3 protein-coding genes and 1 pseudogene are annotated in these 6,630 nt (G+C 47.2%); all 4 read left to right on the top strand.

All coding sequences use genetic code 11. The annotated features are described in order from the left end of the window. Nucleotides 1-173: 173 nt before the first annotated feature. Nucleotides 174-320 (top strand): annotated as a pseudogene (locus GC093_RS34745) (histidine phosphatase family protein); the annotation flags it as partial. Nucleotides 321-886: 566 nt separating this feature from the next. After that, complete coding sequence (locus GC093_RS34740; protein ID WP_171656544.1) at nt 887-5,290, top strand: S-layer homology domain-containing protein; 4,404 nt, start codon at nt 887-889, stop codon at nt 5,288-5,290. A gap of 371 nt (nt 5,291-5,661) precedes the next feature. Further along, complete coding sequence (locus tag GC093_RS34735; RefSeq protein ID WP_171656543.1) at nt 5,662-6,021, top strand: DUF2750 domain-containing protein; 360 nt, start codon at nt 5,662-5,664, stop codon at nt 6,019-6,021. Nucleotides 6,022-6,095: 74 nt separating this feature from the next. Continuing rightward, the gene (locus tag GC093_RS34730; RefSeq protein WP_171656542.1) at nt 6,096-6,359 is read left to right on the top strand and encodes a CPCC family cysteine-rich protein; all 264 of its coding nucleotides are present in this window, start codon (nt 6,096-6,098) and stop codon (nt 6,357-6,359) included. The last annotated feature ends 271 nt before the right edge of the window (nt 6,360-6,630 follow it).

Below are 6,630 nucleotides of genomic sequence, written 5' to 3'. Positions count from 1 at the left end.
CAGATGAACGCTCTTTCTATGCTGATAAGTTGCGTTCTTGGATAAAGGAAAACATTTAAGGTCTAGGAGGAGCGAATGATAACCCTAGTAGGCAACGGGAGACGATAGCACAATGACACTAGGCTGCCGTCATAAGCGGCAGCCTATTCAAGTAACGGGCAGGATAATTCAGTGGACTGACATTAAAGGGCGAATCAGATGCACAAATTGTAGCACAAATATTGAAAGATGAGGGTATAGACACATTCATCTCAAGTCCATATAGAAGGGCAATATTAACAATAGAGGGACTAGCCCAATCTTTAGGCAAAGAAATGATTTGGACTGGCCGGATACCTCTTCTGGCCATAACCAAACAGTATGGTCTGTCTTTTCTTCAACCCATGAGGAAAGCCATCCTTACATAACCATTGTTCATCCGGCAAAGGTTCATCTAAAGATATGTACCATTAAACGCTCCGAGAGAGCGGCTGTTACATAATCATTAGAGGTCCAATTTGAACCGGACTGGCCATACCTCTTCTAGCCATAACCAAACTGTATGGTTTGTCTTTTCTTCAACCCATGAGGAAAGCCATCCTTACATAACCAGCAAAGGTTCATCTAAAGATATGTACCATTAAACGCTCCGAGAGAGCGGCTGTTAGATAATCATTAAAGGTCCAATTTGAACCGGACTGGCCATACCTCTTTTAGCTATAACCAAACTTTATGGCCTGTCTTTTCTTCAACAGCGAAGTTTTTTTACTTTCCAATAATGACTATATTCTGTTCCATATGTATTAAGGTTAATATATGTATATTGTTTGTAACGACCTAATCCATTACATTTACCTACGTAAGTGCTTTCATAACTACTAAGTAGGGGGGATGCAATTGCTCGTTATTGGTTATTGACAAAATTGAAAAAATCGATTGCAGGGAGGCTTTACACGAGCAGGCTTTCATTGAAGAAATGTGCAAGTACCTTTCTGGTGTTTACAATGCTTGCCGTTTTTTCCCGTACGTGTTTACCTACCAACAGGCAGCCGCAGCTGGTGCACTGCCAAATGAAACACTACCTGGGCTGAGTTCTTATTCTGGTGCCGCCAATCCGACCGCAGCCATGGTGCAACATCGGAGGAAAACGCTTACAAAAGATGAGGAGGAGAATTTGACTATGGTACGACGAAAGATGAAAAAGAAAATCTTAGCTGGTTTATTAAGTGCTGCCATGATAGTCGGAAGTTTGACTGGGGGATTGATAACGGTGTCAGCGGCTGAACAGGAGGCCAACTTAAGTGTTAAGAGTCAGGAGGCATTCGTTCCGGAAGCAGGGGACTCGCTTTTAGTGACAGCGAATAAGGACACATCATCGACAGTTACTGTGGCTGAATCGGTCTACGATGTGGAAACAAAATACCTCGAGCAGCTGGCCTTCCCCAGATACGCCTCGTTAGATCCGAATAGCGCGGAAGCAATTACCTTTGACGGCGCCACGGTAAGCTGGAACGGCAAAACCTGGACGCTGGGCGCCAACACAATCTTTTTGGATTGGCGCTTGACGGACGCGCAGCTGGCGGCGAGCAACGGCCACGCTTTCCGCTCCATACAGGATGCCAAATGGGGCACGACACTTACGATGGGAACACCTGAAACAACCGACGACGTTGTCATCCCCAAGGGCCTTGTAAACGGCACGGAGGCCAGCCGTATGACGATTCTGACGGCCCCCGGCGTTTATTGGGTTGATAACCCGGACGATAATAACATTCGCCCGCTGCGTAATGCGAATGACCCCGAAACTAATGATTCCACTACAATGGGCAACGCCACGCCTATCGGTATGACGCTGACGACGAACTACCTTTATTTCTTCGGATTGAGCAGCGATTACAGCAAAGTGGTATATGCCTCCGCCCGCGGGCAGCAAGCGGGCGCAAACGGAAACTTCACGATGTTTAACCTTACGGGCACAGGCGGCGTGTGGACAGACAACGTCACATTCGCCAACTACACGAACATAGACTTGAACTTCCCGCTTAAGAACGAAGCGCAGGCGTGGACAAGCGCGAACCCCACACTTGCCGCCAACATTCTCGGCCTTAAAGACGGCGGATTCAGCCGCCCTATGCGCAGCGAAACGAGGACGCAGGCTCAGCTGTTTATGGGCGCCAACGCTTCGGGCAGAGGCGGCATCTCTGTTAACAGCGCGTTTATGAGCCTCCACAATATGCTGGCCCTCGGCCAAGCCGTAATGATTAATTGCTATATCGTCGCGGGCGGCCATTCGGGCAACCCTTCTATCTATATGAATAGCGAACTGCACTTTTATATGACCCAATTCAACAGCGGCACCCAATTCTATAACAGCGATATCTATGTGGATCCGTTTGAGGTGAGCGTAAACGGCCTTGCCGCGGCGGATACATACATATCCGGGCTTAACGACGCGACTGACGTGAACAACGCGGTTATGGTTGATACGCGGATACATCGCGGCAATACGCTGCTTAACGGAACATCCGCGAAACCTGCGCCGCAAGGAGGTTTCAAAGCCCTGTTTAACTGGGCGGGCAAAGGACCTATGAACCCCGCCAGCCGCAATTACCAATCCAATGTGACGTTTGACGGCGCGCCTTACCTTGTGCAAGAAGCAATAACCCCGGGAGTCGCTATCAATATGACAGGCGACCTGCTTAAGGCGTATAAGCTTGAATCGAACGGTAAAGCTTACTACAACGTAAAAAATATCATAGGCACTACTAACTACACGGCGATTGCCGCTAAAATCGCGGAAGCCGCTTTAGTCGAGAGGAACAGCAACTTAAGGCAAGCTATGTATGATTCGCTTACCGGCGGCACGAACTATAACACAATCGCCACGAACGCTACGCTGACCCGCAGCGGCAGCGGAAACCTGCGTAAAGGCAGCGGCGCAAACGCGACGACCACGCTCACAGCCGCAGTGGCCACCGGGAAAACCAATCCCGGCGACTGGGAATTTTCCGCGTATTCCTATACCCACGAAGCGACGGGCATAAACAAGGCGACGAGCAAATTAATCACGGGCACGGATGTGATATCGCTCCAATCTACCGGCACAAACACGGCCACGGTCACGGCTAACTTAACAGGCGTTACGGACGATGTGAACTTGTATGTTATAGCGAGAAGCCCTTCCCTCGGAATCGCGCGCGGCATACCCCTGAATGTTGAGGCCGAATACCAAGCGACGCCTGTATTGGCTGCGGGGGCAAGTCTGCTTGACCCTGTGAACGGTGTAGCCAAAGTGAATTACACAATAACCGGCTTCACAGGCACGGGCGCGCAAGCGGGATTACTTGATAGAACCGTTGTTGACTGGTTCCGCGTCAACGCAGCCAACCCGGCGGTTAGAACCCCTGTAGCCGTCTCGCGTGACGGCAGCGGCCCCGTGAAGGATTATGCGGTAAACGAAGGCGACATAGGGTATTACTTGCAGGCCGAAATTTCGCCCAAATATAACCACAGCGAAGTCGGCGCCAAAACTACTTTGACTATGACTCGCGTAATCACGGCGGCGGACGTTAAGACCCGTTATTGGACCGACACAATCAAAGACGGCTTTACGGCCGCAAGCGGCAAAGAAGTGATATGGTATGATCAGCCGCTTCTTGCCAATATTCCCACAGACAATCAAAATACGGCAATTCCCGGCACGATGATGATGGTGAACGGGTGGAGGAACGACGCGAAAGGCGGCAGCAACAACACCGTCACGTGGAATTTCTCCGGCATTGAACCGAAAGGCGGCGCAAGCGGAAACGCTGGACCCGCTGCAGCCACGTCTCGTTTGTTCTACGTGCCGCCCACCTATAGTGGCAAGTTCGGTGATATGATCGAGGAAGTAGGCCTTGTATCCAGCAAGGGCGGCTCCGGCTTCGGCAGCTCGCCAAGTTTCCTGGATATTTATATCAAAGCCGATACATTGAGCAACCCCGACCCCAACAGGTATATGAGGCAGAACAAAGATAATAGGGCTTATTCACCCGGTATTAAGAACGGGTACGGCTTGCGGATACAGCGCATGGACAATGCAGACGGGATTAGTAAATACGCACTGGCAGGCTCGAACACGGGCGGCGCAGGCGCAGGCACAAACGTGTTCCTTATGAAATTTAATAACGGCGAGGCATACGCCGACCCTGCAAGCTCACTCGGTACAGACTTCGGCACTAAGCTGGATCAAACTATTACCGACCTGCAAACCGGCGTAACTTACCCTAAAGGCCCCAGAGGCGCAATGACCAGTATTTATGATGGTATTGAGGGTATGGTTGACGACGTGCGCATAACGATAAGCATGATTCAAAAACCTGATGATCCGACCAAAGGCATTTTAACGGCGATCGTCTATGCCAATGACGCGCAAGACGGCGTAACGCTTGGCGGCGAGGCTTATGGCTATATGAGCCACATAAAGCTGGAAGCGGAAGTTGACTGGAACGATTTCGGCGGCTTCGGCACCACATACGCCAGCAGCACCAACGCGCCTACCTCGCTTAACACCGCTAATATCAACTCCGCCATTTATACATCTTGGAGGGCAGAGGCGGTTAAGGTAGTTGACGTGACCAACAAAAAGTCGAGTGGAAGCACTGGGAGGGGCACGACACCTGCGACGCCTACAGTACCAACGCCACCGACAGAAACGACGCCAACAGAAGCAGCACCATCGAAACCATCGACGAATCCTAGCACACAGCCGTCTTCTGAAGGTAAAAAATTCACCGATGTGAGCACAAATTATTCATGGGCAAAAGAAGCGATTGAGTTCCTGGCTTCAAAGGGGATCATTCAAGGCACATCTGACACCACCTTTGATCCGGATAAAAAAATAACAAGAGCTGATTTTATCACCTTGTTGGTTAGAGCGCTTGATATGAAAGCTGAGTTTAGCTCTAATTTCAACGATGTGAGCAGTAGTGATTATTATTACCAGGCTCTAGGTATTGCTAAACAACTTGGTATTGCCAGTGGAGTAGGGGATAACCTCTTTAATCCAAAACAAGAAATCTCCAGACAAGATATGATGGTACTGTGTGCAAGAGCGCTTCAATTATCAGAGAAGCTCAAGCTTACAGGAAATACCTCGGATCTTGCCAGCTATAGCGATAAAGGATCTGTTGCTTCTTACGCTGAAGAAGGTGTGGCTTCCATGGTGCATCAAGGAATTATAGAAGGAAATGGAGCTGGCCTCAATCCTCTCGGAAATGCTACCAGAGCGGAAACAGCGGTAATCATCTTTAGAATCCTTAAGAAATTGTAAAAAAGAAAGTTGTAACTGTAAGATTAGTTATGAATAGTGTTTCCATGGTTATGGAGGCTGTCCCGCAAGGTTGGAAGGACCTGGGGCAGCCTCTTTGTCTATTTAAAAGTCTTCTTAAGATGTCCAGCACCTCAAAATATTCGAACTGGAGGTAACGCATGGGAATCAAATGGTAATTATTACAAGCTTGGTAAAAGTGACTGGGAAGCTTAAGGTTTAGTTCGTTAAAGTAACAGGTAACGTTATTTAAATAGGGATCGCAGGCTGCAGAGCAGTCAGACGATCCCTATTTTACTGAAGTAACGTGCAGGATACTTCAATAACAATATCGAAATTGTCTTCAAAATCAGTGAAATTCTGAGAGGTGTTTTATGAGTCAGTCATCGGCACAATATTATGCTTTTATAAATGAGATATTGGAGAATAAAACAGTGTGGACAATGAAAGATGAGCAAGGCTTTCCTAGTTCAACAAATCTTAGCGGTGAAACAGCAATCCCGTTCTGGTCATTGAAATCAAGAGCAGAGAAGGTAATTTCAACTAATCCTGCATATAGTAAATTTCAACCACAAGAAATTAACTTGGGGGATTTTCTAAATAAGTGGCTAACTGGACTTGAAAAAGATGGATTACATGTAGGAATCAATTGGAGTGGGAAAAGAGCAACAGGTTACGATGTAAAACCAAATAAGATTGCAGAACGAATTAAATATGAAAAAGAGAACGGTTGAAGTGAGGTTCAGCTAACGGGACACGATAGTTCAATTAACATTCTAGTGAAGGCTGTCGAAAGAAAGGTGGACTTATGAAATACACTTGTCCTTGTTGTGGCTACAAATCATTAGACGAAGAACCAACTGATACTTATGAAATCTGTAAGATATGCTTTTGGGAAGATGATGGCGTGCAATTTAGAGACCCTGATTATGAAGGGGGAGCAAACGAAGTTTCTTTAAGACAAGGTCAAGAGAACTTTATAAAGTTTGGTGCTTGTGAGGAGCGTTGTATTGAATTTATAAGAAAACCAACAATCAACGATATAAAAGACCCTGATTGGAGACCGTTATAAAGAATTTGTCGTTCAACTACCATGAAAATTAAAGATCTGGCAGTCTCAGAAAAATAACAGCACGAAGAAGACGCTGCTCATTCATTTTTTTAAAGTGTAGCGCCAAGGATATAGGGGGGGCGTGGATCAGGAGACTTCCGAAATCGTAACGTTATAACCTAAAGTTTCAAGCCTTCGAACTGAATTCCGTACAATTGCCCCAAGTTTCTGCTTATCAAAATAATCTTCACCTAGATCAACATACATTTCTTTTCTTGTTAGCAGATAATAA

The sequence above is a fragment of the Paenibacillus foliorum genome, from assembly GCF_013141765.1.
Taxonomy (GTDB): domain Bacteria; phylum Bacillota; class Bacilli; order Paenibacillales; family NBRC-103111; genus Paenibacillus_S; species Paenibacillus_S foliorum.
The sequence above is the reverse complement of the archived record's forward strand: the minus strand, read 5'-3'. Positions and strand labels throughout refer to the sequence as shown.

Excerpts from the sequence above, each read along its gene's own strand:
- GC093_RS34735 (WP_171656543.1), top strand. The coding sequence starts at position 5,662 with ATGAGTCAGTCATCGGCACAATATTATGCTTTTATAAATGAGATATTG.
- GC093_RS34730 (WP_171656542.1), top strand. The coding sequence starts at position 6,096 with ATGAAATACACTTGTCCTTGTTGTGGCTACAAATCATTAGACGAAGAA.